Source organism: Gallalistipes aquisgranensis (assembly GCF_014982715.1).
GTDB classification, from domain to species: domain Bacteria; phylum Bacteroidota; class Bacteroidia; order Bacteroidales; family Rikenellaceae; genus Gallalistipes; species Gallalistipes aquisgranensis.
The window spans coordinates 306761-329009 of the sequence record NZ_JADCJY010000001.1; the positions used below are offsets into that span (position 1 = coordinate 306761).

Consider the following 22249-nt stretch of genomic DNA (forward strand, 5'->3'; position numbering starts at 1 on the left):
TATAAAACCTGAAAACTTATAAAACAAAAAAAGTTTTTAAAAATTCCTGTCAAAATCATACATTTTCATGCGCTTTTCGTTTATTTCGGAGTGAAAGGCGTACGGTACACTTGCACAAATGAAGAAAAAAGGGGATATTTGTATGTTCGCCCGCGAAGGCGAAAGAACGAACGACGTGTGATCTATTAAACCATAAACAGATGAAAACAAACTACGAAGTACGTTACTCCTCGCATCCGGCCGATGCGAAGAGATACGACACCGCACAGCTCAGAGAGCATTATTTGATGGAGAATGTGATGGTGGAAGACGAGGTGAACATGGTCTATTCGATGTTCGACCGGATTATCGCCGGCGGTGCCGTGCCCGTGAACGAAACGCTGGAACTGGAACCGATCGACGTGCTGCGGGCCGAGTATTTCACCGAACGCCGCGAGGTGGGCATCATCAACGTCGGCGGTCCCGGTGTGGTGGTGGCCGGAGACAAGAGCTACGACATGGAGTTCAAGGAGGCCCTCTATCTGGGCCGCGGCAACCGCAAGATCTATTTCAAGAGCAAGGACAGTAAAAATCCCGCCCGCTTCTATTTCAACTCGGCTACGGCCCACACCGCCTATCCCGACAAACTGGTGACCAAGAAAGACGCCGTGGTCATGGAGATGGGTTCGCTGGAGGGCAGCAACCATCGGTTCATCAACCGGATGCTCGTCAAGGAGGTGCTTCCCACCTGCCAGTTGCAGATGGGGATGACCGAACTCCAGCCGGGCAGCGTGTGGAACACCATGCCGGCCCACACCCACGACCGGCGGATGGAGGTCTATTTCTATTTCGAGATCGCTCCCGACCAGGCCGTGTGCCACTTCATGGGCGAGCCGAAGGAGACCCGCCATATCTGGATGAAGGGCGAGCAGGCCGTGATCTCCCCCCAATGGAGCATCCACTCGGCCTGCGCCACCAGCAACTATACCTTTATTTGGGGCATGTGCGGGGAGAACCTCGACTACAACGACATGGACGGATGCGCAACGACCGAGCTGCGTTAGAAGAATCGTAACCGAATCGTCAATTTTTAAACCTATTGATTATGAACTGCAAGTGCAACATGTTCAGCCTGGAAGGCAAGGTGGCCCTGGTGACGGGCGCCTCTTACGGAATCGGGTTCGCCCTGGCTACGGCTTTCGCCAAGGCCGGCGCCAAGATCGTTTTCAACGACATCAAACAGGAACTGGTGGACAAAGGTCTGGCCGCATATAAGGAAGAGGGAATCGAGGCCCACGGCTACGTCTGCGACGTGACCAGCGAGGAGCAGGTGAACGCTCTGGTGGCCAAGGTGGAAAAAGAGGTGGGCGTGATCGACATTCTGGTCAACAACGCCGGTATCATCAAGCGGATTCCGATGGTGGACATGACCGCCGCCGAGTTCCGCCAGGTGATCGACGTGGACCTGAATGCTCCGTTCATCGTATCGAAAGCCGTGATCCCTTCGATGATCAAGAAGGGCGGTGGCAAGATCATCAACATCTGCTCGATGATGAGCGAACTGGGCCGCGAGACGGTTTCGGCCTATGCCGCAGCCAAAGGCGGTCTGAAGATGCTGACCCGCAACATCGCATCGGAGTACGGCGAGTACAACATCCAGTGCAACGGTATCGGCCCGGGTTATATCGCCACGCCCCAGACGGCTCCCCTGCGCGAGCGTCAGGCCGACGGTTCGCGCCATCCGTTCGATGCTTTCATCGTGGCCAAGACTCCGGCTGCCCGCTGGGGCACGCCCGAAGACCTGATGGGCCCGGCCGTGTTCCTCGCTTCGTCGGCTTCCGACTTCGTGAACGGCCACGTGCTCTATGTGGACGGCGGTATCCTGGCCTATATCGGTAAACAGCCCAAATAATGCGGACGATGAAAAAGGTGCTTTTCGCAGCCGCTTTCGCAGCGGTGCTTTCCGCCTGCTGTTCGGCTCCCGGGGTGGAGCTGACCGTCAGCAATCCGCTGGTCGCAGACCGCAATGCCGAGGTCGTAGAGGTTGCCTGGGCCGATGTGGCCGCCGGGCTGGCCGGTCTTACCCCGGAGAATGTGGTGGTGCTCGACGCCCAGGGGGCACAAGTGCCTTCGCAGGCTGTTTTTTATGGCGATACGGTGCCCCGGACGCTGATTTTCGAAGCGACGGTGCCCGCGTCGGGCCAGAGTACCTATAAGGTGGTCGAGGGCGTTCGGGAGAAGTATCCCGTGAAGGCTTACGGCCGTTACGTGCCCGAGCGTGCCGACGACTATGCCTGGGAGAACAACATGGTGGCTTACCGTCTCTACGGTCCCGCCCTGGAGACCACTCCCAAGGAGATGCTCGTGACGCCCGGTATAGACGTGTGGGTGAAGAGCACCGAGAAGATGGTGATCGACGAGCGTTACAAACGCGGTCATTACCATACCAACTACGGTGACGGCATGGACTGCTACAAGGTGGGCCGTACGCTGGGCGCCGGTGCCTGCGCTCCCTTCGTGGACGGCAAACTGTGGATGAGCCGCAATTACGCCACCCAGCAGAACCTGGACAACGGCCCGCTGCGCACGACCGTGAAACTGACTTACGCTCCTTTCGCGGCCGGAGAGGACAGTGTGTCGCTGGTGAAATACATTTCGCTGGACGCCAACACGCCTTTTACGAAAATGACCAATATCTATTCGGGTGATTTCGAGACGATGCCCGTGGCTGCCGGTGTCGTGATGCACGACGTGAAGGGCAAGTTTACGTCCGATACGTATGCCGGTATCACCGAAGCCGCTTCCGATTCGAAGCAGCCCGAGGAGGACGGCGACATTTCGCTGGCCGTCATCATGCCCGCTGCCGACAGTTCGCTGGAGGCCGAGGGTCACATGCTGATGGTGGGTCAGGCCCGGAACGGCCAGCCGCTGGTGTACTACATCGGCAGCGGCTGGAGCGGCGCTTCGGTGCCCGACGTGACCGTCTGGGAGGGTGTCGTGAAGGATGCCGCCCAGAAGATCGCCAATCCGATGACCGTGACTGTCAAAGCCGGAAAATAGATTTGGATTTCCGGAACCGTCATTTCCGGTTTGTTTGATAACGAAGGAACCCGAATATTCGGGTTCCTTCGTTCGTTTTTGAGGGTGCCGGAGGCCGGCTTTCTGTCATGGATTTCGGTCGGGCGAATGCCGTCCGTCCGGCGTGTCCGGTCGTAGGGAACGGGGTGTCGTTGCGGGAAAAGAATCCGGTGCGCGGTGTGGCGGTACAGTGCCGGTATGGAAACGTCCCCTTCCGGCGGGAGGGGGGACGTTTGGGAACGGATCGTGTCGTCGGTATCCGTTATTTTTTATCCTACAACGCTTCGTACTCGAGCGAAGCCCAGATGAAAGGACCGACGCCTTTGGGATCGTTGTCGCGGATTTTTTCGTTGATATAGTAGTCGAATGTGCCGCTGCGCGTGGCATTCGTCCCGACCCCGCCCACGCCGGCCACTTCGCAGCAGCGGGTGAGGGAGATCGTACCGTCGGGATTCTCGCGGATGAAGGTCTTCACCAGATTTTCGTAGTTCTTTTTGGCCTGCGGCAGCAGTGAGGCGTCGAGGTAACCCATGCGGATACCTTTGAGCATGGCGTAGGTAATCATGGCCGAACAGGTAGCCTCCTGGTAGTTTCCCGCCCGGTCGGGCAGTTCGAGAACCTGGTACCACATGCCTGTCTGACGATCGGCATAGCGGGGCAGTTCCCGGTAGAGGTTACGGAAGATTTCGATCATTTCGCGGCGGCCTTTCGTCCCCTCGGGGATGTAGTCCAGTGCATCCACGATGCCGATCAGGTACCATCCTATGGCCCGGCCCCAGGAATGTCGTGCCAGTCCGGTGGTCTTGTCCGCCCAGAATTGGGTGCGGGTTTCGTCCCACACGTGGCGGTATAGTTTCGTGACGGGGTCGTAACTGTGTTCGGCCATCAGCAGAAATTGCCGGGCGACATCCTCGAAATCGCGTGTGCGGGCTTCGCCCGTTTCGAAACGGGCGATGTACATGGCGTAGAAGGGAGAGCCCATGTAGAGACCGTCCAGCCACATTTGACGGGGATAGATCAGTTTGTGCCAGAATCCTCCGTCGTGGGTGCGGGGTTGCAGGAGCAGCTGGCGGCGCAGCAGGTCCATCGCCTTTCTGTACTTGGTCTCGCCCGTGTGTTCGTAAACCTGGAAGAGCAGGGTGCCGGGCTTGATGTGGTCGAGGTTGTACTTTTCAAGCACATAGCGGCGGATGTCGCCTTCGTCCGTAATCATCGTGTCGGCGTACCGCAGGACGTAGTCCCACATGGCGGGATCTCCGTACCGGTTGTACACGTCCATGAAGGCATGGATTTCCAGCCCCGTGGTGTAGTTCCACTCGGGAAGTCCTTTCGGGGAGTCTAACAGATAGGGAACCGGGTGGCGCCGCATTTCCGATTCGGCCATGCGGACCGACCAGGGTTTCGTGTCCGGGGGGGGGCTGTCCGTCCGCGAACGGGAACGCGCCCGCTGTCCCGAGTGTCAGCAGGAGTATTCCTGATTTCAACAAGATGTTCATTCGGTTCTGTTTTAGGATGAGTGATTTCGGGTTTTGACCTGTTTCAGGAAGTCGGCCGCAGAGACTTTGTACTGTTCCTTGAAACATTTGCTGAAATATCCCGGGTCGGAGAAGCCCACTTTGTACGCCGCTTCGGAGACGGAGACCTGTCCCGATTCGAGCAGCATCCGTCCCCGGGCCAGACGGTATTCGCGCAGTAACTCGACGGGGGATTTTCCGGTAAGGCTCTTGAGCTTGTTGTACATGGTGGTGCGTCCCAGTCCGACGTGGGAGGCGAGCCGGTCGATCGTCAGTTCCGGGTCGTCCATGTTGTGTTCGATCCATCCGGTCACTTCCTTCAGGAACTCTTCGTCCCGGTCGGTCACGACGATCCGGGCGGGCGACAGATCGACCGTTTTCCGGGGTGTTTCCGTCTCCGGTGACTCCCCGGCAGGGGCGTCTGTCCGCAGGTTCGTGAATTTCTCGAACAGTTTGCGTCGCTGGGCGATCAGATTGTCGATACGGGCCTGGAGCAGTTCGATGCTGAACGGTTTGGTCAGGTAGTCGTCCGCTCCGTAACGCATGGCTTTGAGACGGCTTCCGATGGTCGTCTTGGCCGTGAGCATCACGATCGGGATGTGGCTCGTAGCGAAGTTGTCGCGGATGTGTCCCACCAGTTCGAGACCGTCCATGTTCGGCATCATCAGGTCGGTGACCACGATGTCGGGTTCCTCCTCTCCGATCCGGACGAGGGCTTCGGCACCGTCGGAGGCTTCCGTTACCCGGAACGTCTCCGAAAGTTGGTTGTAGAGGAAGATTCGCAGTTCGCGGTTGTCCTCCACGAGCAGTACGCGGGGTGCGTCGGCCGGGGCGGTCGGTTCGTTCCGGTTCAGCCCGCCGGGAAGATCGTCGCTGAGGGTAAGGTATTCCGATGTGGTGCGGTAGGCGCGGTTTCCGTCCGTAAAGTCGATCTGCTCCATGCTGAAATGGGCATTGCCCATTTTCAGCGTGAGGATGAAACGCGATCCCGCACCGGGACGGCTTTCCACCCGGATCGAACCGTGATGCAGCTCCATGATCTCCTTGCACAGGGCCAGTCCGATGCCGCTGCCCGGACCGGTCCTCATTTTGTTCTCCACCTGTGCGAACGGTTCGAAGATGTAGGACTGTTTCTCCCGGGGAATTCCGATACCCGTATCGCTCACCGTGACGGTGAATTCGGGAGACCCTTCCGGGTGTTCGACCGAAAGGGTGATGCGGCCTCCGTCGGGAGTGAATTTGAAGGCGTTGGCCAGCAGGTTGTTCAGCACGCTTTCGATCCGAGAGCGGTGGATCCATGCCTGCAGGCCGGCGGGCGGAAGGTCGGCCGTCAGTTCGATCCTTCGTTCATGGGCGGAACTTTCGAAGTCGGCCAGTACGCCCCGGGCCAGTTCCGTCACTTCCGTGCGGCTCACCCGCAGCTCCATCTTGTCGCTCATGATCTTGCGGAAGTCAAGCAGCTGGTTGATTAGGTTGAGCATCCGTCCGGCATTCTTGCGGGCCAGCGCGAGGTTGCTTTCGCTGCGGGGGGAGAGCCGTTCCCGTTTCTGTACCTCTTCCATGCCGCCGAGAATCAGCGTAAGCGGGGTGCGCAGTTCGTGGGAGATGTTGGTGAAGAAACGCAGTTTCATTTCGGTCATCCTGCGCTCCATCCGTACGCGGTTGCGCAGGGAGAAGAGCGTGAAGAAGATTTTCCAGCCCGTCCAAAGCAGGATCGTCCCCAGAATGACGTAACCGATGTAGGCCCAGGTGGTTTTCCACGGCGGAGGCAGAATGGTGATGGCCAGCGACCGTTCGTCGTTCATGTTGGGGTTGTCCTCCGCATAGCAGCGGACCTTGAACCGGTAATGCCCGGGCGGGACGTTCGAGTAGGTGGCGCTCCGGATGTTGCCGGCCAGCGTCCAGTCTCTTTGGTATCCCTCCAGAATATAGGTATAGTTGAGCCTCGGCTGCATCCGGTAGTTCAGCGAGGCGTATTCGATCCGGAACAGCGAATAGTCGTAGGGCAGCGTGATGTCCGGGGCTTCGGAGACCGATTGTTTCAGGGGCGAGTCGTCGCCGGGGGAGACCTCCTGGTTCCGGATTTCGAATTTGGTGAAGGTGAGGTGGAAATCCTCTTTCGAGGAGCGGATGCTGTCGGGCGTGATGATGAAGAGCCGGGACGTGCTGCCGAACAGCAGCCGTCCGTCCGGCAGCGAGAGGGCCGTAGCTTCGCTGAACGAGGCGGGGGGAATGCCGTCGTACCGGGAGTAGTTGCTGAATGTCCGGGTCGAGGGATCGAATTTCGAAAGTCCGTTCTCGGTCGAGAGCCAAAGGTTGCCCTTGGCATCCTCCGTGGAGGCGAAGACGAAGTTGCTCGAAAGCCCCTGTCGGGTGGAGTACACCTCGAAACGGGGATGTCCTTCGCCGTCGTATCCCGTGAGCCGGTTCAGCCCGCCTCCGAGCGAAGAGAGCCACACGCGTCCTTTCGAATCGCGCATGATGTGAACGATGTCGTTGCTGCCCAGCGAGAGGGTGTCGCCGGGAATTTTCTGGATGAGGCGGAACTCCATCTCTTCGGGCGTCTGTGTCGGGTCGAAGAGGATGAGCCCCTCGATGGTTCCCATCATCATGCGTCCGTTTCCGTCGGGCAGGATGTAACGGGCCTTCTGTCCGTGGCCGGCGGGAAAGTTCGGGAAACTGTTGCCCGGGTGGAGGAAACGTCCCCGTCCCTCGCCGTCGGGGCCCGGCGGTTCTTCCGATTCGAGCAGGTTGACCGCCCCGCCGTAGGAGGCGAACCACATGCGCCCCTGTCCGTCTTCGGCGATCGAAAAGATCGTCCGGTTGCTCAGGCTGAACGGGTCGTCGTCCCGGTGGCCGAAGTGTGTGAAGCGGAAACGCTCCCCCTCTTTGTGCATCCGGAAAACACCGTTGTCGCGGGTACCGATCCACAGGTCGCCGCGCGAATCCGTCTTCAGCGTATAGATCTGTCCCAACCGGGAAGGGCCTCCCTCTTCCGGGAACCGGTGCAGCTGTCGGAAACGGCTGTCGTAGCAGAACAGGTTTCCCGTCTTCGTGCCGAGCCACAGGTGGCCGTTCCGGTCGCGGCACAGGGCCCGTATCTCGTTGGAAGCCATGTTTTCCGGATGCTTGTCCGGCGCGAGCAGAGAGACCTGCCGCTGGATGATGGTCCCTTTGGTCAGGCCGCGCGAGTAGGTAGAGAGCCAGAGCACGTTGTTGGGGTCTACTTCGAAACAGGTAATGGCGTTCGTCATTCGGGCGGAGGTCTCCCCGGGTGAAGGAACGTTGTAGAAGGGACGCACCTCGTCGCGTTTGCGGTCGTAGTAGCCGAACCCGAAGCGGTTCATCTTGATCCACAGCACTCCGTTGCGCTCCACGATTTTTGTGATGGAGTCGTTGTAGTAGGGGACCGCATTCCGTTCGTGGACGAAATGTTTGTAGTTTTTCGTGCGGGGATCGAACCGGACGATACCCGTGCTGGAGGTCGTCACCCAGACGAGTCCTTTGCTGTCTGCGACCATTTCCCGCAGGCGGCCCGGACAACCGGCGGCCCGTTCTGTCCGTCCGTCGCGCGGGGTGTAGATGACGATACCGGAGCGGGCCGTACCGATGTAGAGGGTTTCGTGGTCGGGCGATTTCTCGAGTGCGGCGATACGGTCGTTCTCGCAGACGTGCAGGCGGGTAACCCGTCCGGTCCGTTTGTCGAGGACGAGCAGCTCGGTACCGGCTCCGAAACAGACGAACCGGTCCATCTCCACGATCGAGGAGACGTCGGACGCACTGGAGAAGAGCGAAATGTCGTAGTCCTTTTCCGAGGGCGAGAGACAGGCGATGCCCGTTTCCGAAACGACCCATATACGGCCGTTTTTCTCTTCGAACAGGCCGGTGATCTTTTTGCCGATCTCCTCGTTGTCGAAATAGTCGGTCACGTTCACCTCGCCGTCGGGCCCGCTCGTCACCCGGATCAGCCCCGCCTCCTCCAGGGCGATCCATGTGTCGTGCCCCGAAGCGTTGAGGTACCTGCTCACCTTGAAACTCGTGCCGGCCAGTTTTTCGGAGGCGCGCACCACGTCCGTAAACTGTTCCCGGTTACGGTCGAAACGGAACAGTTTGTTGTCGTAGGTTGTGACCCAGAGGTAGCCCAGGGCGTCTTCCGTGACTTTGAAGAAACGGTTGTGGGTGAGCGGCGAGCAGTCGCCCGGCAGGGTCTGGTAGTTCTTGAACGTGTACCCGTCGAAACGGCTCAGCCCGTACCACGTGCATATCCACAGAAAACCCTGCCGGTCGTGGTAGATGTCCAGTACGGCATTGTGCGGCAGTCCGTCCAGCGACGAATAGTGCTCGAACACGCATTCGGGCGCGGCGCCTGCGAGACGGAGGGCGGACAGGGCGGAGACGAGGAACAGGAACAATCGTTTCATCGGGAACCGGGTAGCGGGACAAAGATAGGAAAATATTCGGTTTTGTCCCCGGTCCGTCCTCTCCTGCGTCCGTTTTTCGGAGGGGGCAGTCGTTTTTCTTGTCGTTTTCCGAAAAAATAATCGTATTTTTAAACCGTCCGGTCCGTTGGTTCGGACGAAATGATGGATGATGAAAAGGATTTTTTTTCTGATCTTGCCGTTGTTTGCGGCCCTTTCCGGGGCAGGAGCCGCAAGGGAATGGACGACGCTCTGTCCCGCCATAGAACGGGAGATTTCCGTCCCCGCTTTTCCGGACCGTACGTTCAGTATCGTCGATTACGGCGCCGTGCCGGATGACCCGAAGGCGCTCAACCACGGAGCGATCGGCCGGGCGATCGAGGCTTGCCACGAAGCGGGCGGAGGCCGGGTGCTGATTCCTGCGGGTGTGTGGCATACAGGGCCGCTGACCCTGCGGAGCGGAGTGGACCTGCATCTCGAAGCCGGGGCCACGCTGCTGTTTGCTACCGATCCGGCCCTTTATCCTCCCGTGCTGACCCGTTGGGAGGGAATCGACTGTTATAACCTTCATCCGCTGATCTATGCCTATGGGGAGCGGAATATTGCGGTGACGGGGAAAGGGGAGATCGACGGGGGAGCCGGTCCCGACAACTGGTGGTCCATGAAGGGACAGACCCGCTACGGATGGCGGGAGGGGATGGTTTCCCTGCGGACGGGGCGTCCCAAACTGCTGGAATGGAGCGAACGGAACGTGCCCGTGGAGGAGCGGGTGCTGACCCCGGAGGATGGGTTGCGGCCCCAGCTGATCAATTTCTATCGGTGCGAGAACGTGCTGATCGAAGATGTCACGCTGACGCGGTCCCCGTTCTGGGTGATTCATCCGCTGATGTGTACCGGGCTGACGGTGCGCGGGGTACAGATACACACCTTCGGGGGGCCCAACTGCGACGGGTGCGATCCCGAGTCGTGCCGGAACGTGCTGATCGAGAACTGTTTTTTCGATACGGGCGACGACTGTATCGCCATCAAGTCGGGGCGCAACGCCGACGGACGGCGGGCGGGGCTGCCCAGTGAGAACATCATCGTCCGCGACTGCCGGATGAAGAACGGACACGGGGGCGTGGTAATCGGCAGCGAGATTTCGGGCGGTTTCCGCAATCTGTTCGTGGAGCGCTGTACGATGGACAGTCCCGAGCTGGAGAGGGTGATCCGGATCAAAACCAACGATTGCCGCGGCGGTGTGATCGAGAATATCTTCGTGCGGGACGTGGAAGTGGGCCGCTGCAAGGAGGCCGTGCTCAAGGTCAATCTGAATTACGAGCCGGAAGAGAAGTGTTCGCGGGGCTATTTCCCCGTGGTGCGCAACATCCGTATGGAGCGTGTACATTGCGGGGAGAGCCGGTATGGCGTATTGATAGATGCCTATGCCGACCGGCTGAACGTCTCCGACATCCGCATCGAAGAGTGCCGCTGGGACCGTGTTCCGGAAGGAAACAGGGTGATCGGGCAGACCCGGAACATCGAGTACCGGAATCTGCGGATCGACGGGAAAGCAGTGGAGTGACTTACCGTTCGAAATAGGGTTTCACGATGCCGAACAGCACATAGGCGACCGCAAGCGTGACCACGATATTGAAGAGCTGGGCCGTCATGAAGGCCTTGAACGGACGCCGGTTTTCGCGCGAGAAGATGTCGCGGAAACGGGTTTCGAGTCCGATGCAGACGAATGCGATGCTGAAAAGCGTGTTGCTGAACCCTTTGGTTACCTTGCCTGCCGCTTGGGCCGTCTCCGCATCGAGCAGGAAGCTGAAGACGAGCGAGGCCAGGACGAATCCGACCACGAATTTCGGAAAGCGGGCCCAGATCACGCCGAGTGTGGGCTTCTCCTCGCGCTCCTGACCGCTGTACGACCAGTAGAGCGAAATGGCGAAGGCGGCCAGTCCGAGCAGTACGTTCTGGGACGACTTGACGATGATGGCCGTCTGGGCCGCCTGCTCTCCGAGCATGGTTCCGGAGGCGGCGACAGCGCCCGTCGTGTCGATCGTGCCGCCGAGCCAGGCACCCGCCACCTCCTGGCTGAGCCCCATCAGCTCGGCGAGCCACGGCATCACGTACATCATCGGGACGGCGCAGACCAGCACCAGGGAGATGATGTAGGAGAGTTTTTTGTTGTCGCCGCGGATGGCGCCGCAGGTGGCGATGGCTGCCGATACACCGCAGATCGACACGGCGCTCGAAAGCATCGTGGACATCTGGCGGTCGACACCCATCCGGCGCGAAATCCAGAACGCGAAATACCAGACCGTGACCACTACCGCGAGCGCCTGGATCAGTCCGTAGGCTCCCGACTGCATCACGCTGTCGAACAGGATGGTCGAGCCGAGGCAGATGATACCTATTTTAATATAGAATTCACTTTGAACGGCCGGTTTGATCCATTCGGGTACGCGGCCGATGTTGCTTATGAGAAGTCCGAAGATCACCGAGAAGAAGACCGGTTCGAATCCCCATTCCTTGATGATCGGAATGGACGACACGGCCGACGAGAGGACGGCGATGCCGAAAATGGCCAGCAGCGAGAGGGGCAGGCCCCGCACCGGGCGGCGCAGGACGAACTGGCAGCCGGCGATGACCGTCAGGATGACGGCGAAAAGATAGAGGGCGTCGATCCAGGCCGCGGCGTTACCGAGCGTACGGGGCATGGCAGGCATCAGGTGCGGGAAAATCACCGAAAAAAGCAGCAGCAGCCCGCCCGCACAGACGATGATCCACTCTTCGGAGAGCAGGGGGCGTATGTTTTTTTGTACGCGGTCGGCGGAACGTTTTGTCATGGTTTTCATTTTGTCTGATTTCAAGGGACAAAATTGGCGGTTCCCGCCCGATTCTGCAATACGTAAATATACGTAAAATTAGCGAGATAAAGAGCGGATTCCTTCCGGGGCGCGATACGGGGAAGACGTGTGGGGGGAGGGAACGGAATGTGCCGTGTCTTTTTTTCGTCCGGCAGCGACTGCATTCCCGGGAACAGGGACAGGCTTCCGTTCCGTGCGGAGAGCGGAATCGCAGTGCCGGAGTCAAGGAGGGCGGATACATAAACGGCTACGGGATCGTAAGGGCATAAAAAAACCGGTATAGCTGAAGAACTCAACTACACCGGCACCCTAAAAAAACTAACTACCCTAAAAAAACCACCTAAACTGAGTTAGGTAGACCGTTATTATCGGATGGGCTTTCCTGCCCGGATAATGTCGTCGATCGTTCCCGGAATCCACCGGTCTGATTTCATATTGCAAAACTAATGCAGAAACTTCGTCCGGGGTGGGAAATTTTGTCATAAAGGAGGGAATTTTTATCAAAAAAGGGGCCTCAAGCCCCTTTTTGTATGATTTCCTTTTGATTTATGCGTTTTCGTGTCCGCGTCCGATCTTGTACAGGCGGGTGGCGAACAGCAGGATGATGATGTAACTCGGAAGGAGAATCAGGTAGGGCAGGTGCAGGTTGCCGCCGATAGCGTCGGCCCATGCTCCGTAGAGCAGGGGAATCGTGGCGCCTCCGGCGATGGCCATGATCATCAGGGCCGATGCCGTGCCGGTGTATTTACCGAGTCCTTCGATCGAGAGCGGCCAGATGCTCGGCCACATCAGCGCATTGCCGAAGCTGAGCATGACGATGAAGAAGATCGACAGTTTGCCCGTGGTGAGCAGGGCCAGGGCCAGAAAGACGATGTTCAGCCCGGCGCAGACGGCCAGTGCCTTGCGCTGCGAGATGTATTTCGGGATCAGCAGGATGCCCAGGATGTAGCCGACCGTGAGCGCCAGCAGGCTGTATGTCCCGAGTTTCGTGGCCACGTCGTCTGTCAGTCCGCAGTATTTGCCGTAAAGACCCAGCGTATCGACGGCGACCACTTCGGCCCCCGTATAGAAAAAGAGGGTCAGCACGCCCAGCCACAGGTAAGGGTAGCTGAAGATCGACTTGCGGGAGACTTCGCCTTCCGATACGTTCGATTCGGCGTCGATCTCCGGCAGGTGGGCTTTCTGGATGGCGAAACCCAGCAGCAGGAGCAGGACGGTGATGGCGATATAGGGAATGATGATTTTATGGGAAAGTTCGCTCAGCAGCAGGGCGTGTTCCTCGCCCGTGGTGGTGGCCAGGTGTTCGCTGATCGAATTGATATCGGAGAAGAGCAGGTAACTCAGCAGGAAGATGCCGATCATGCCGGCCACCTTGTTGCAGATACCCATGATGCAGATTCGCTGTGCGGCGCTTTCGATCGGACCCAGAATGGTGACATAGGGGTTGGAAGCCGTCTGGAGCAGGGCCAGTCCGGTGCCCTGGATGAAGAGGCCCAGCAGGAAGAGAATGTAGTTGCGGTCGAGGGCGGCGGGGATGAAGATGACCGATCCGATGGCCATGACGATCAGTCCGAGGGACATTCCCTTGACGAAACCGGTCTTTTTGAGCACCCACGACGACGGCAGGGCCATGACGAAGTAGGAGATGTAGAACGAAAAGGTGACCAGCAGCGCTTCGAAGTTGGTGAGCTGGCAGACCTGTTTGAGGAAGGGGATCAGCACGCTGTTGATCCAGGTGACGAAACCGAAAATGAAGAACAGCGCCCCGATGACGTAGATGCTGAACAGGTAACTTTTGTTGGTATTCATTCAGGTGAAGTTTTATTGATATTGACTCGTTGGCAGTGTTTCGAGTCTAAAAGTAGGAAAAAAATCGCATAAAAAAAGCATCCGGCATACCGCCGGATGCTTTTAAGAACGATTGTGCACCCATTATTGAACGATTTCGAACTTTTTATGTCCGAAAACGTTTACTCCGAGTTTGTTTGCGATGTACCTGATCGCTTTCTGGGCTTTCACCGAATTGCCCGCGCTGTCGAGCGGGGGGGCGAAGGCCGCGATGCCCATCAGTCCGGGGACGACGCCCATCACGCCACCGCCCACACCCGTTTTGGCCGGGATGCCGGAAGTGTAGAGCCAGTCGCCCGTGTGCTCGTAGAACCCGACGGTGGCGATCAGCGAGACGATCTGGGGCGATATGCCTGCTTCGAATACTTTCGTTCCGGTCACCGGATTCACGCCGTCCGAGGCGATCGTGCCTCCGGCGATGGCGAGCTGGCGGGTCGTGACGCCCATCGAACACTGCCGGGTGTAGAGGTCCAGCGACAGGTCGGGATCGTCGTAGATGCGGTCGTAATTCTTGAGCAGCCAGGCGATCGACTTGTTGTTGAAATTGGTGGCCGTTTCCGACTTGTAGAGTTCGTCGATCAGCACCAGTTTGCTGCCGCAGAGCGCTTCGAGGAAGTCGGTGATGGCTTCCCATTTGCCGTTCGGGTCGCCTGTGGGTTTGACCATGCTGCACGCGGCGATGGCACCCGCGTTCACCAGAGGCGTGGAAGGATGGTCCTTTTCCAGAAGGATCGCCATGATCGAGTTGAAGGGAAGTCCCGTGGCGTCGGCCCCGATCTTGTCGAGCAGGGTCTGTGCGCCGTATTGTTTCATGACCAGGATGGCTGTGGGGACTTTGGAGACCGATTCGATGCCGAACGCATAGTTCGTGTCGCCTACCTCCACGACTTCGCCGTTGGACAGGCAGACCGAGATACCGAACAGCGACGAGGGGATATTGGCCAGATAGGGGATATAGTTGGCGTTCGCTCCGCCCGTGTCGTTCTTGATTTTGTCGTATGCCTCCTGCAGGAGTTCCTGCATCAGGGAGACGGAAATTTTGTCGCTCATGTTTATTTGGTGTTTTTAGGAGTTTCTGCCTTTTTCTGGCCGGGAGCGGCGGAAGCGGTGCCGGATGCGGCGGCCGGAGCCGGCGCGTCACCGATTTGCTGCATGTACTGTACGCCGAACGGGGCGAATTCCTCGGCCGCTTCGGGGTCTTTCCACGACGGTTTGCGCGAAGCGTAGATGATGAAGGGGGCTACGACCACCACGATACAGCCGATGACCAGTACCGAGAACCATACCGTGTGGCTGCCCGTTGCGATCTGTCCGGGCGGAATGAAGCTCAGGATGAAGGCCAGCAGGGCGCCGCAGAAGCCGATTCCGGCCACGAGCCACAGCAGGCCGTTGCCCTTGCCGATGCGGAACGGGCGAACCACGTTCTTCATCTTGTACCGCAGGACGATCGCCGAGGAGAACATCAGCAGGTACATGATCAGGTAGAGCAGGACGGTCAGCTGCGAGAGTATCTGGTAGAACGACTGTACGGAAGGCATCACCACGAACAGCAGGGCCAGTACGGTGACGATGCAGCCCTGGATCATCAGGATGTTTTTCTGTACGCCGAGCTTGTTGGTTTTCTGGAAGAAAGGAGGCAGGTAACCCGCCCTGCCCACGGCGAAGATACCCTTCGAGGGACCTGCGACCCAGGTCAGCACACCGGCCAGTACGCCGAACATCAGGGCGACGGCGATAACGGGCGAGGCCCAGCTCATGCGCAGATACTGGAAGTAGTTGTCGAAGCCGATCAGCAGACTCTGCGTGAGGTTGATGTCCTTGGCCGGAATGATGAAGCCCAGGGAGAAGGTGCCCAGCACGAAGATCAGTACCGTGATGAGCGAACCGATGAAGATGGCTTTCGGGTAGTTCTTGGTGGGGTTCTTTACGTCCATGACGTGGATGCCCATCATCTCCATACCCGCGTAGAAAAGGAAGATGCTCGACGCCAGTACGAGATTGTCGAATTTCGAGAGGTCGGGGAAAAAGCCCTGGCTCATGTCCATGTGGTTATGGCCTCCGGTACTCAGGTAGACGATACCCAGGACGATCAGCAGTCCGGCCGGAATGATGGTGCCGACCACGCCGCCGATCTTGGCGATCTTTCCGACCCAGTCCAGTCCCTTCAGGGAGATGAAGGTGGCCACCCAGTAGATGAGCAGTACCACGACGAGGGTGAATACCTTGTTGGAGGCCATCAGCATGTCGTGGCTCTCGTTCATGCCGATGAAGGCGATGGATACGGCTCCGAAAGTGAGCACGGTGGGATACCAGATGGTGCTCTCGATCCATTGCAGCCAGATGGCGAGGAAGCCGGTCCTCGGTCCCAGCGCTTCGCCGACCCAACGGAACACTCCGCCCTGTTTGTCGGCGAACATGGCGGCCAGTTCGGCGGCCACCAGCGCCGTGGGAATCAGGAACACGATCGCCGCGAAGAGGTAGTAGAAAGCCGACGAAGGACCGTAAACGGCCTCTGCCGGCAATCCCCGCAGGCTCACCACGGCGGTGATGTTCATAATTGCAAGTGTCATGACACTCAATTTGAACCCGGTGTTTTTCTTTACATCCATATACGTGTGATTAGTGATTAGATAAAATGTCGTCGGTCGATTCCCGATCTGACGCAATGTCTGCAAAGAGTGTGCAATTCTTGCCGCAGGGATAAAAAAACGGAAGACCTCCAGAGGAGGCCTTCCGCTCTATGTTCGGGGCGAAACGGCTTAGAACACGAAGCCCATGCCCAGCTGAATCACGCTGTTTTTCCCTTTCATTCCCGTCAGGTCCTTGTCGAAGAAGTTGGTGATCCCCAGTCCGTAACGGGCCGAAACGAAGAGATTTTCGTTCAGATTGTAGGTGGCGCCCATGGCGATGCTGAAGTCCACCACATTGTAGCTGTTCTTGTCCAGCCGGCTCTTGGCGTTCACCACGTCGCGTCCGTCGCTCGTATCCACGCCTTTAGAGAAATCTTTGGCCGTCAGCACGAAACCGATCTGAGGTCCCAGGTCGAGAGTGAGGTTGTCGAGCAGGTAGAGGCGGGCCAGTACGGGAATGTTGATGTAGTTGGCCCGGACGCGGTTCCGTAATTTGCTGTCTCCCTCTTTCACGATGCCATAGGCCACACCCTGACGCGAATAGACCACTTCGGGCTGGATGGCGATGAAATCGTTGAATTTGTATTCGGCAAATGCGCCCACATAGATACCCGTCTTCATCTGGTTGGTGGGCACGTCCGTCAGGCTGGAGACGTTGAGACCTCCTTTGATACCCCAGGAGAACTGGGCGAATGCACCGGTTGCCATGACAACGCAGGCTGCGAGCAACAATACTTTTTTCATAATCGGATTTATTAAATTGGACATAATGAATCGGTGTTTGCCGTTTGGCAATTCAAATAAATAATAATTATGCCGGATTCGAGCAACTTTTCAACTTTTAGAGTATATTTTGTTACTTTAAGGACATTTCGCGGTATCCGAGGCTGCGCGGCCGGCCGGATTTATGCCGGTGGGGAAAAAGAAACAGCGGAACCGTTTTGAAACGGTTCCGCTGTGTTTGTCGGATCGGACAGGATTAGAAACGGTATCCTACACCGATCTGGATAACGCCGTTGCGGCAGGCATCGCCTTCGTTGTCTTTCACAACGTCGGTGAGACCCAGGTTATAACGGGCTGCCACGTCGAATTTCTCGGAGATCATGTAGGAAAGACCCATGTTCAGACCGAAATCGAACGTGTTGAATTCGTCGCTGATCGAAGTTTTGTACTCCTGATCGTCGTATTTCATCTTGGCTTTGCCGTTGAGGTTGAAACCGAACTGAGGACCTACATCGACCGAAAGACCCTTCACAACGGTAAATTTGCACATTACCGGGATATTCAGATAGTTCAGACGCTCCCAGCGTTTGAGATCGCCTTCCTTGAAATAAGCGCCCTGACGGGAGTAGAGCAATTCGGGGCTGAGGGTGAAGAAGTCGGAAATCTGGAAATCCACGAATGCACCGGCATAGAAACTGGGTTTCATCTTCGAATCCTCTACATTCGAAATGTCTGCCAGGTTCAGACCGGCCTTGATTCCGAGCTTGGGCTGGGCGAAAGCTCCGGCAGCTACGAAAGCGCATGCAACAAGTAAAACGAGTTTTTTCATAATACTTTAAATTTGGTTGGACTTATAGGTGTAAAAAATTCAATGCACAAATATATCATTAAAATATATTTTTTAGACATATAAATTCGTTATTTTTTTCGGAAATCGGAATAAAGGGTCCTGTTCGCGGTTACGGAACGCAAGAGAAGCGGTTATTTTTCATGGTATTATTTCCGTCGGGGGGTGGAGTACGATAAAATAAAGGAAAATATTCCGGAATCCGGTCGGGATGAACCCGGAAAATTCGTATTTTGGGGTCGGAATGAATCGGTATATGATGACTTTTTCGAGAATAGCGTGGGGGGCGTGCTGTTGCCTCTGTCTGCTCTCCGGCTGCGGCCGGGGCGGTGCCGGTGCGGTTGCCGGAGACGGGTTCGCGCTGCCGGAGATACCGGCCGTGATTACCTTGCCGGAGGAGAGGGCCGCCTATCTGGGACGACATTTCTGGGATCGTTACGACTTTGCGGACACGGCTCTCGTCTTTTCCGGCGAGGTGACCGAGCAGGCTTTTGCTAATTACGTGCAGGTGCTGGGGCTGCTGGCTCCCGAAGAGCGGAAAACGGCGGTGGGGAATCTGTTGGACCGCGCCCTGGAGACCGACAGCGTGGTGTTCGGGCGGTTTGCCGATCTGTTCGACAAATATCTTTACGATCCTAATTCTCCGATGCGCGACGAGGAGCTCTATATTCCGGTGCTGGAACATGTCGTCTCCTCGCCCCGGGTGCCGGAAGCGGAGAAGATTCTGCCCAGGGACCGGCTGGCCTGGGCATTGCGCAACCGAGCCGGTACGCGGGCTGCCGATTTCACCTATACGCTGGCTTCCGGTGCGACGGGAACGCTTTACGGTGTGAAGGCCGACTATACGCTCCTGTTCTTCAACAATCCGGACTGTCCTGCCTGCAAACGGATGCGGGAGGAGATTTCGGCTTCGCCGTTGCTCTCCGGCTGGATCGGACAGGGGCGGCTCCGGGTGCTGGCCGTCTATCCCGACGAGGACCTGACCGCCTGGCGGAATTACCGGAATGACATTCCGCCGGAATGGATCAATGCCTACGACGCCTCCCTGGCCCTGCGCGACGGGGAACTCTACGACCTGAAGGCGATTCCGACGCTGTACCTGCTGGGCCGGGACAAGACGGTGTTGCTGAAGGACTGTCTTTCGGTGGGACAGGTGATCGCTTTTCTTGAACGGGAACAGGCTTCGGATCAGAGCTGACGGACCGATTTGGCCAGCAGCAGAGTGGGGGGCAGCAACAGCTGTCCGGGCTTTTCGTCCCGTTTTTCCATCGTGCGGAGCAGGATTTTGATGGCCAGTACGCCGATTTCGTCGATCGGCTGGGCCACCCGTGTGACGGGCGGTTCCAGAAAATCCAGATACATATAGTTGTCGAAGCAGACCAGCGACAGGTCGTGAGGGACTGTGAGACCCGCCTCGCGGATGGCCTTGTAGGCTCCCAGGGCGATCGTGTTGCTCAGTGCGAAAAGCGCCGTGGGAGGCGTGCCTCCGGTCAGCAGCAGTTTGGTCTCGCCGTATCCGTTCTGTACCGAGAAGTCGTTGCCTACGACCAGCGCGTTGTCCGCCAGTCCGTGGTCGGCGAGGGCTTTGCGGTAACCCGCCACCCGGTTGCGCGTGGGGGTGGCCGAAGGGATTCCCTGCAGGCAGACGATCCGCCTGTGGCCGCAGCCGATCAGATGCTCGGTAGCTTCGTAGGCCCCGGAAAAGTTGTCCGTGCTGACATAAGGGAGCACGGTGTTCTCGAAATAACGGTCCACCAGTACCACGGGAACGCCCTCCCGGTCGATCCTCTCCAGATGTTCCGGCGACGTGCCGCACGGCACGACGATCATCCCGTCGATGCGGTGGGAGAGCAGCGACCGAACGCACTCCGCCTCGCCCGTCTCGCTCTCTGCGCTGTCCATCAGCACAATCGTATATCCGGCATTTTTCGCTTCGCGCACGATCACGCTCGCCACGTTGGCGAAAAACGGGTTGTCGATGCAGGGCACCACGAGGCCTATGGTATGGGTTTTGTTCGTTCTCAGTCCGCGGGCGATCATGCTGGGGGAGTAGTTGCAGCGCTGCGCTTCGTCCTCGATGATTTGCACGGTCTTTTTGCTGATCCGGTATTTTTCGGCTTTCCCGTTAAGCACCCTCGAGATGGTGGAAATCGAGAAGCCGGTGGTCCGGGCGATGCCCGTTATGGTTGTTTTGTCCATTGTATAACAATAATATATGCGATAAAGGTATCTTTTTATTTTATATTCCGCAACAAAAACGGTATAAAATTTTGGAAAATTGAAATCTTTGCGTACTTTTGGACAAACGTTTGCGCAAAACTTTACCTGAAACCGATTCTGTAAACCTGAAAACCGAACCTGAAACATGGGTAAAATCGTAGTGATAGGCAGTTCCAATACGGATCTGGTCATCAAGACCTCCCGCATTCCCCGTCCGGGGGAGACCATCATCGGAGGCGAGTTCATGATAAATGCCGGCGGCAAGGGGGCCAATCAGGCCGTGGCCGCGGCCCGTCTCGGCGGGCAGGTCGTCTTCGTCGCCAGGACGGGCGACGACCAGTTCGGCCACAGCGCCGTGGAGAATTACGAGCGGGACGGAATCGTCACCCGTCATATCGGCCGCGACGGGGCTTCGGCTTCCGGCGTGGCGCTGATTGCCGTGGACGATGCGGGCGAGAACTCCATCGTCGTGGCGCCGGGCGCCAATGCCACCCTTTCCCGGGCGGATGTGGACCGGGCCTCTGAGGAGATTCGCGGCGCCGACTACGTGCTGATTCAGCTGGAGATACCGCTCGATGTGGTGGCCTATGCGGTGGAGACGGCCCATGCCGCCGGCGTGAAGGTGGTGCTCAATCCGGCACCGGCCGCCCGGTTGGCGAACGACATACTGGCGAAGCTCTGGCTCATCACGCCGAACTGTACGGAGGCCTCCCTGCTTTCGGGCGTGGAGGTGACGGATGAGGCGAGCGCTCTCGAAGCCGCCCGGACGATCGCCCGGACGGGTGTTCCCAACGTGATCGTCACGATGGGGGGAGCCGGCGCGCTCATCCTGACACCGGAGGGGCACGAGACGGTGTCCGCCTTCCGGGTGGATGCCGTGGATACGACGGCGGCGGGCGACATCTTCAACGGGGCACTGGTGACGGCTCTCGTGGAGGGAAAGACACTGCACGAGGCCGTGCGTTTCGCTTCGGGGGCGTCGGCCATCTCCGTGACGCGCATGGGGGCGCAGACCTCTGCGCCCGGACGGAAAGAGGTGGAGGAGTTTCTCTCCGCCCGGTAGTTCTGGACCGGGATCTGATCAATCGGAAATACTAACTTAAAACCTGACTGATATGTTTATTGTGAACAGTTATGCTCTGGCAGTCGTCTTCTGCATCGTTACGATGCTTTGCTGGGGCTCGTGGGGAAACACCCAGAAACTCGCTTCGAAGAACTGGCGGTACGAACTCTATTACTGGGACTACGTGATCGGAATGCTGCTCTTCAGTCTGCTGATCGGCTTTACGCTGGGCAGCCACGGCGAAGGCGGACGTCCGTTCCTCGAAGACCTGCGGCAGGCGGATGCGTCGGGCATCGGCAGCGTGCTGTTGGGAGGCGTGGTTTTCAATGCCTCGAATATCCTGCTTTCGGCATCCATTTCGCTGGCCGGACTGGCCGTGGCTTTCCCGCTGGGAGTGGGGCTGGCGCTGGTGCTGGGTGTGATTATCAACTATATCGGTGCTCCGAAGGGCGATCCGGTGATCCTTTTCCTGGGGGTGGCGCTGATCGTGGCCGCCATCGTCTTCAACGGAGTGGCTTCCGGCCTGCAACAGAAAGGCAACGAGACGAACCGCAGCCATAGCCGCAAGGGAATCGTGCTGGCTGCTCTGGCCGGTGTCATCATGGCGTTTTTCTACCGCTTCGTGGCGGCGGCCATGGACCTGAACAACTTCGTGGAGCCCACGCCGGGCATGATGACGCCCTACACGGCGCTGTTCGTCTTCTCGTGCGGCGTGGTGCTGAGCAACTTCGTGTTCAACACCTATGTGATGCGCCGGCCGTTCGTGGGCGCTCCGGTCACCTATAAAGAGTATTTCAAGGGGAGCCTTTCCACCCACCTGGTGGGGGTGCTCGGCGGTATGATCTGGGCGCTGGGTACGGCGTTCAGCTATATTGCCGCGGGCGAGGCCGGTGCGGCCATCTCCTACGCCCTCGGGCAGGGCGCGCCGATGATCGCCGCCATCTGGGGCGTCTTCATCTGGAAAGAGTTCAAGGGGGCGTCCCGGACGACCAATCTGCTGCTGGCCCTTATGTTCCTGCTTTTTATCGGCGGACTGGCCCTGATCATCCTCTCGGGCGGAAATTGACCGGTTCCGGG

General features: G+C 58.1%; 16 protein-coding genes. 7 read left to right on the forward strand and 9 right to left on the reverse strand.

What is annotated here, in order from left to right; genetic code table 11:
• Positions 1-200: 200 nt before the first annotated feature.
• Genes kduI through INF32_RS01110 form a run of 3 tightly spaced genes read left to right on the forward strand, consistent with a single transcriptional unit; the run spans position 201 to position 3039 of the window.
• The gene (gene kduI, locus INF32_RS01100; RefSeq protein ID WP_226386574.1) at positions 201-1043 is read left to right on the forward strand and encodes a 5-dehydro-4-deoxy-D-glucuronate isomerase; all 843 of its coding nucleotides are present in this window, start codon (positions 201-203) and stop codon (positions 1041-1043) included.
• Positions 1044-1102: 59 nt separating this feature from the next.
• The gene (locus INF32_RS01105; RefSeq protein ID WP_317172703.1) at positions 1103-1891 is read left to right on the forward strand and encodes a gluconate 5-dehydrogenase; all 789 of its coding nucleotides are present in this window, start codon (positions 1103-1105) and stop codon (positions 1889-1891) included.
• 8 nt (positions 1892-1899) lie between these two features.
• Positions 1900-3039 carry a DUF4861 family protein gene (locus tag INF32_RS01110; RefSeq protein WP_226386576.1) on the forward strand — a complete coding sequence of 380 codons (1140 nt, stop codon included), beginning with the start codon at positions 1900-1902 and terminating at the stop codon, positions 3037-3039.
• Between the two features lie 292 nt (positions 3040-3331).
• Here INF32_RS01110 and INF32_RS01115 read toward each other — a convergent pair whose 3' ends face one another.
• Both INF32_RS01115 and INF32_RS01120 read right to left on the reverse strand, forming a co-directional pair.
• Positions 3332-4441 carry a glycoside hydrolase family 88/105 protein gene (locus INF32_RS01115; RefSeq protein WP_226386577.1) on the reverse strand — a complete coding sequence of 370 codons (1110 nt, stop codon included), beginning with the start codon at positions 4439-4441 and terminating at the stop codon, positions 3332-3334.
• A 123-nt stretch (positions 4442-4564) separates the two neighbouring features.
• The gene (locus tag INF32_RS01120) at positions 4565-8992 is read right to left on the reverse strand and encodes a hybrid sensor histidine kinase/response regulator transcription factor (RefSeq protein ID WP_226386578.1); all 4428 of its coding nucleotides are present in this window, start codon (positions 8990-8992) and stop codon (positions 4565-4567) included.
• A gap of 169 nt (positions 8993-9161) precedes the next feature.
• Here INF32_RS01120 and INF32_RS01125 point away from each other — a divergent pair, with 169 nt between their 5' ends.
• Positions 9162-10553: a glycoside hydrolase family 28 protein gene (locus INF32_RS01125; RefSeq protein WP_226386579.1), complete on the forward strand. Its 1392-nt coding sequence runs from the start codon at positions 9162-9164 to the stop codon at positions 10551-10553.
• Between the two features lies 1 nt (position 10554).
• Here INF32_RS01125 and INF32_RS01130 read toward each other — a convergent pair whose 3' ends face one another.
• The 6 genes from INF32_RS01130 to INF32_RS01155 form a co-directional block, all read right to left on the reverse strand.
• Positions 10555-11820, reverse strand: coding sequence for a YeiH family protein (locus INF32_RS01130; RefSeq protein ID WP_226386580.1), 1266 nt, complete (start codon positions 11818-11820; stop codon positions 10555-10557).
• 567 nt (positions 11821-12387) lie between these two features.
• A complete protein-coding gene (locus INF32_RS01135) occupies positions 12388-13650 on the reverse strand; it encodes a sugar MFS transporter (RefSeq protein ID WP_226386581.1) in 1263 nt (420 codons plus the stop codon).
• Between the two features lie 123 nt (positions 13651-13773).
• A complete protein-coding gene (gene glsA, locus INF32_RS01140) occupies positions 13774-14739 on the reverse strand; it encodes a glutaminase A (protein ID WP_226386582.1) in 966 nt (321 codons plus the stop codon).
• Positions 14740-14741: 2 nt separating this feature from the next.
• The gene (gene gadC, locus INF32_RS01145; protein WP_226386583.1) at positions 14742-16298 is read right to left on the reverse strand and encodes a putative glutamine/gamma-aminobutyrate antiporter GadC; all 1557 of its coding nucleotides are present in this window, start codon (positions 16296-16298) and stop codon (positions 14742-14744) included.
• Positions 16299-16448: 150 nt separating this feature from the next.
• Positions 16449-17063 (reverse strand): porin family protein, encoded by a 615-nt coding sequence (locus tag INF32_RS01150; RefSeq protein WP_226386584.1) that lies wholly within the window; start codon positions 17061-17063, stop codon positions 16449-16451.
• Between the two features lie 235 nt (positions 17064-17298).
• Complete coding sequence (locus tag INF32_RS01155) at positions 17299-17871, reverse strand: porin family protein (RefSeq protein ID WP_226386585.1); 573 nt, start codon at positions 17869-17871, stop codon at positions 17299-17301.
• A gap of 274 nt (positions 17872-18145) precedes the next feature.
• Between INF32_RS01155 and INF32_RS01160 the strand changes: the two genes are divergently transcribed.
• Positions 18146-19087 carry a DUF5106 domain-containing protein gene (locus INF32_RS01160; RefSeq protein ID WP_226386586.1) on the forward strand — a complete coding sequence of 314 codons (942 nt, stop codon included), beginning with the start codon at positions 18146-18148 and terminating at the stop codon, positions 19085-19087.
• Here INF32_RS01160 and INF32_RS01165 read toward each other — a convergent pair.
• On the reverse strand, positions 19078-20088 hold the full coding sequence (locus INF32_RS01165) for a LacI family DNA-binding transcriptional regulator (RefSeq protein ID WP_226386587.1): 1011 nt from the start codon (positions 20086-20088) through the stop codon (positions 19078-19080). The genes INF32_RS01160 and INF32_RS01165 overlap by 10 nt on opposite strands.
• Positions 20089-20254: 166 nt before the next feature.
• Between INF32_RS01165 and rbsK the strand changes: the two genes are divergently transcribed.
• Together rbsK and INF32_RS01175 are read left to right on the forward strand one after the other, a co-directional pair.
• Positions 20255-21172: a ribokinase gene (gene rbsK / locus INF32_RS01170; RefSeq protein ID WP_226386588.1), complete on the forward strand. Its 918-nt coding sequence runs from the start codon at positions 20255-20257 to the stop codon at positions 21170-21172.
• Between the two features lie 52 nt (positions 21173-21224).
• Positions 21225-22238 (forward strand): GRP family sugar transporter, encoded by a 1014-nt coding sequence (locus tag INF32_RS01175; RefSeq protein WP_226386589.1) that lies wholly within the window; start codon positions 21225-21227, stop codon positions 22236-22238.
• Positions 22239-22249: the final 11 nt, after the last annotated feature.